Source organism: Spirillospora sp. NPDC049652 (assembly GCF_040675125.1).
Taxonomy (GTDB): Bacteria; Actinomycetota; Actinomycetes; order Streptosporangiales; family Streptosporangiaceae; genus Spirillospora.
This window is the reverse complement of record NZ_JBFAOF010000607.1, coordinates 1-4,488: the sequence shown is the minus strand read 5'-3', so window position 1 is coordinate 4,488 and position 4,488 is coordinate 1. Positions and strand designations below refer to the sequence as shown.

Annotated in this window: 4 protein-coding genes; 1 reads left to right on the top strand and 3 read right to left on the bottom strand. The window is 71.8% G+C overall.

From position 1 onward, the window contains the following. Positions 1-1,097 (bottom strand): S8 family serine peptidase (locus AB0J52_RS28960; protein ID WP_500185672.1); only part of this gene is annotated, 1,097 nt, incomplete at its 3' end. 424 nt (positions 1,098-1,521) lie between these two features. Here AB0J52_RS28960 and AB0J52_RS28955 point away from each other — a divergent pair. Continuing rightward, positions 1,522-2,991, top strand: coding sequence for a DHA2 family efflux MFS transporter permease subunit (locus AB0J52_RS28955; RefSeq protein ID WP_500185671.1), 1,470 nt, complete (start codon positions 1,522-1,524; stop codon positions 2,989-2,991). A 98-nt stretch (positions 2,992-3,089) separates the two neighbouring features. Here the strand turns inward: AB0J52_RS28955 and AB0J52_RS28950 are convergent, their stop codons facing one another. Continuing rightward, positions 3,090-3,854: a dienelactone hydrolase family protein gene (locus AB0J52_RS28950; protein WP_500185670.1), complete on the bottom strand. Its 765-nt coding sequence runs from the start codon at positions 3,852-3,854 to the stop codon at positions 3,090-3,092. Positions 3,855-3,957: 103 nt separating this feature from the next. Continuing rightward, positions 3,958-4,488: AMP-binding enzyme (locus AB0J52_RS28945; RefSeq protein ID WP_500185669.1), on the bottom strand; the 531-nt coding region annotated here is incomplete at its 5' end.

Genomic DNA, 4,488 nt, shown 5'->3' with positions numbered 1-4,488 from the left:
GCATCGGCGAGGCCGGGCGCCGACACCGCCCGGTCCGCACCGTCGTTCCCCGCCGCGATGACGAACAACGTGCCGGTGCCGGCCGTGAGCGTGTTCGCCGCCGCCGACAGCGGATCGGTGCCGTCGCTGGGGATCCACGCCCCGACGCTCATGTTCACCACGCGGACGTGCTGCTGCGCGATCCACTCCATCCCCGCGATCAGGGTCGAGAAGGAGCCCGAGCCGTCGTCGCCCAGGACCTTGCCCACGACCAGCCGGGCATCGGGGGCGACGCCCCGGTACCTGGCGTCCGCGACGCCGTCCCCGGTGATGATCGAGGCCACGTGCGTCCCGTGCCCGTTGCCGTCGCGGACGTTCCCGCTGCCGGTGAAGTCGCGCTCCGCCACCACGGCACCGGCCAGGTCCGGGTGGGTGGCGTCGATCCCGGAGTCGAGGACGCCCACCGTGACGTCCTTGCCGGTGTAGCCGGCCCGCCACGCCGCCGGCGCCCCGATCCGCGGGACGCTCTTGTCGAGGGTCGCGCGGACCTTGCCGTCGAGCCAGACATGGCCGACACCGGGAGCCAGAGTCCGCTTACCGCCGGTCAGGGACGTCCACACGGACGCCGCCCGGTCCTTCCGGGCGGTGACCGCCGTCCCGTTCAGCGCCGCCAGCGGCCGGGCGCCGCTCACCCCGGCCGGGGCCGCGGCCGGCGCGCCGGGCGTCCCGCCGACGATCAGCGGGATGTCCTTCCTGGCCGAGTCCCCGTACCCGTCCTTCAACAGCCGGGTGACGTTGAACAGCGCGGGATCCACCCTGCCGGCCACGACCAGCGGGGCGACATCGGACGGGATGACCGACAGCTCCTCGCCCCGGGCCTTCCGGTAGAAGGCGATGCTCTCCCGTCCCGCCCCGGCCTCCGCCCGGACGAGCTGCCTCCCGTCCGGACCCGTCATGACGTGCACGCGGTCACCGGTCACCAGCGTCAGGAGGTTCTCCTTGCCTCCCGGAGCCGCCGCACCCTGCGCGAACGCGGCCGTCCCCGCACCGGGCGGCACCACCGCCGTCGCCGCCACCACCACCGCGAGCGCGGTCGCGCTCCTGGCCCTTCGCCTCATCGGCCGGGCTCCTCTCTGGTCGTCGATCACCAGGTAGTGGCGCGGCATCGGCGGTTGTTTCAGGAGGGCCGGAACGAGCACGCTCCGCGAGCGCGCGCGTACTCTCGAGAAGGAAGGGGAGGGGGTGTTGCGAAGGTCACATTCCGCCGCAGGCGCCGCGACGTGCCAGGACGCCGCACGCAGCCGGAAGTGTCGTAGGTCGCTGGAATACTCCGGGAACCAGCGGAGTTAAATGGTTCGCGAAAGTGTCAGTGACTGCACTATTTTGGCGCGGTCGATCCCCCCGGACCACCCCGTGTCCGTTCATGCCGCCCGTGCGCGCGGGCCCAGACGATTGGAAGAACTCTTGACCGCTCCCGCGTCTCCTCGGACGACGGACGGCCCTCCTGAGGCCGGCGCCTCGAGCGGAGGTCTCGACCGCGGCGTGCTCGCGGTGGCCATGGTCGTCGTCCTGGGCGCGATCATGTCCATCCTGGACGTGACCGTCGTCAACGTCGCACTCCGGCATCTCTCCGAAGACTTCAAGACCGACCTGGCCACGATCCAGTGGGTGGCGACCGGCTACACGCTGGCGCTCGCCACGGTCATCCCGGTCACCGGCTGGGCCGCCTCGCGGTTCGGCACCAAGCGGCTCTACATCATCTCGATCATCCTGTTCGTGGCGGGCTCGGCCCTGGCCGGCACCGCGTGGGACGCGCCGTCCCTGATCGCGTTCCGCGTGCTGCAGGGTCTCGGCGGCGGCATGATCATGCCCGCCGGCATGACGATCCTGACCCAGGCGGCCGGCCCGCAGCGGGTCGGCCAGGTGATGAGCATCGTCGGCATCCCGATGCTGCTCGGCCCGATCCTCGGCCCGATCCTCGGCGGCTACCTGGTCGACGACGTGTCGTGGCGCTGGATCTTCTACATCAACGTGCCGATCGGCGCCGTCGCGGTGGTCCTCGCCGCCCGCATCCTGAAGAAGGACCAGCCGGGCAAGGGCGAGAAGCTCGACTTCCTCGGCCTGATCCTGCTCTCCCCGGGCCTCGCGGCGCTGATCTACGGCCTGGCGACCGGCGCGGAGAAGAACGACTTCGCCCGTCCGGACGTGCTCGGCACCACGGTCGGCGGCGCCGTCCTGGTCCTGCTGTTCGCCGCGCACGCGCTGAGCAAGCGCAACACCGCCCCGCTGATCGACCTGCGGCTGTTCAAGCGCCGCTCGGTCGCGGCCGCGGCCGGCACGATGGTGCTGTTCGCCTGCGCGTTCTTCGGCGCGATGCTGATCCTGCCGCTGTACTACCAGTCGATCCGGCACCAGAACGCGCTGCACGCGGGTCTGCTGCTGGCCCCGCAGGGCTTCGGCGCGATGATCACCATGCCGGTCGGCGGCAAGCTGACCGACAAGCTCGGCCCGGGCAAGGTCGTGCTCGTCGGCCTCGCCACCGTGGTCGTGGGCGTGGCGGCGTTCGCCATGCAGATCACCGTCGACTCCTCGTTCTGGGGTCTCGGCGGCGCGCTGTTCGTCATGGGCATGGGCATGGGCATGACGATGATGCCGACGATGTCCGCCGCGATGCAGACGCTGCAGCACGCGGAGGTGCCGCGGGCGAGCACCGCGCTGAACATCATCCAGCAGGTCGCCGGCTCGATCGGCACCGCGTTCATCGCCGTCCTGCTCGCGACCCAGCTGAAGGACCGCGGGCTCCCCTCGGGCGGCGACCAGGCGCAGCAGGCCGCCGCGCTGCGGAAGCTGTCGCCGGAGATGCTGGCGCAGGTCCCGCACAAGATGGCGGACGCGTTCCAGACCACCTACTGGTGGTCGGCGGCGCTGCTGCTGCTCGCCTTCCTCCCGGCGCTGTTCCTGCCGCGCAGGAAGCCCGAGACTCCGGCGGAAGCTCCGATGCCGATGCACTGACGGGTCCGGTAGTACCGGCCCGCGGTCATACGGACGCCCCGCCGTCCGGCCCCCTTTCGGGGGCCGGACGGCGGGGCGTCCCGCATTCCACTACCTGCTCAGGTCAGCTCGGTGGCGAAGAGCTCTCGGACGCGGGCCCAGGAGTCCTCGGCGGCGTCCTTGTCGTACATCTCGCGGCCGGGGAAGAAGAACGCGTGCTTGGCCCCCGGGTAGACGACCGACTCGAAGCGGGCTCCGGCCGCCTTGAGCCCTTCCTCGACGTTCCGCCGCTGCTCGGCGTCGATGACGTGGTCGAGCTCGGCCCAGAACAGCAGGACGTGCCCACCGCCGTCGGCGATCTCCTGTGCGGTGACCTCCAGAAGCGGCTCGGGGCGGCTCAGCGCCGTCCCGGCGATCGACAGCCAGCCCGGGTAGTAGATCGCGGCGGCGTCCAGTCCGAGGCGGCTCGCGGCGAAGAAGGCGACGTGCCCGCCCAGACTGAAGCCCAGCGCACCCGCCTTCACGCCCCCGTTCGCCTCCGCCCTCGCGTAGGAGAGGGCGGCGCCCAGGTCGTCCGCCACCTCGTGCCGCTTGAGCTGCTCGATCATCGCGAACCCGCGCTGCCGGTTCGCGTCGTTCTCCTCCATCCCGGCCGCGCCCTCGGCGCCGGAGCGGTGGTAGAGGTCGGGGGCGACCGCGACGTGGCCCAGCTCCGCCACCTGGCGGACCATGGCGCGGACCTCTCCGGTCAGGCCCCACAGTTCGGACCCGACGAGCACGACGGGACGCGCCGCCGAGTCGTCCGGGCGGGCCAGGTACGCGGTCATCCGGCCGGAGTCGCCGACCTCGATCTCGACCTGTCGTGCGGTGATTTCTTGGGACATGAGGTGATCATGCTCGCCGGGACGGCCGCCGCACAGGCCGTTCCGCCGTGAGCAGAGTCCCTTACCTCTCCCGCCCTCCGCCGCCCCGCTCGTCCCGCCCGCGTCACGCCGCGCCGGTCGGCGTGCGCCCCTTCCAGTACTCGTCCCTCAGCAGGCGCTTGTACAGCTTGCCCGTGGGATGACGCGGAAGCCCGTCACGGAAGTCGACCGTGCGCGGGCACTTGTAGTCGGCGAGGCGGTCGCGGCAGTACGCGATGAGCTCGGCCTCCAGCCCGGGTCCCGCGCGGTCCGGATCCACCGGCTGGACGACCGCCTTGACGGCCTCGCCCATCTCCTCGTCCGGGACGCCGATGACGGCGACGTCCGCCACGTCCGGATGGACGGCGAGGACGTTCTCCGCCTCCTGCGGGTAGATGTTCACCCCGCCACTGATGATCATGTACGAGCGCCGGTCGGTGAGGTACAGGAAGCCGTCCCCGTCCACGTGGCCGACGTCGCCCAGGGTCGTCCAGCCGCGGCCGCGCGGATCGCGGGACGCGGCGGTCTTCCCCGGGTCGCCGTGGTACTCGAAGGCGGGGCCGTCGCCGAAGTACAGCGTGCCGTCCCGGCCGGGCGGCAGTTCGCCGCCGTCCTC

What these genes read in the sequence shown, in the direction of transcription:
- AB0J52_RS28950 (WP_500185670.1), bottom strand. Translation starts at nt 3,854, where the DNA reads ATGTCCCAAGAAATCACCGCACGACAGGTCGAGATCGAGGTCGGCGAC.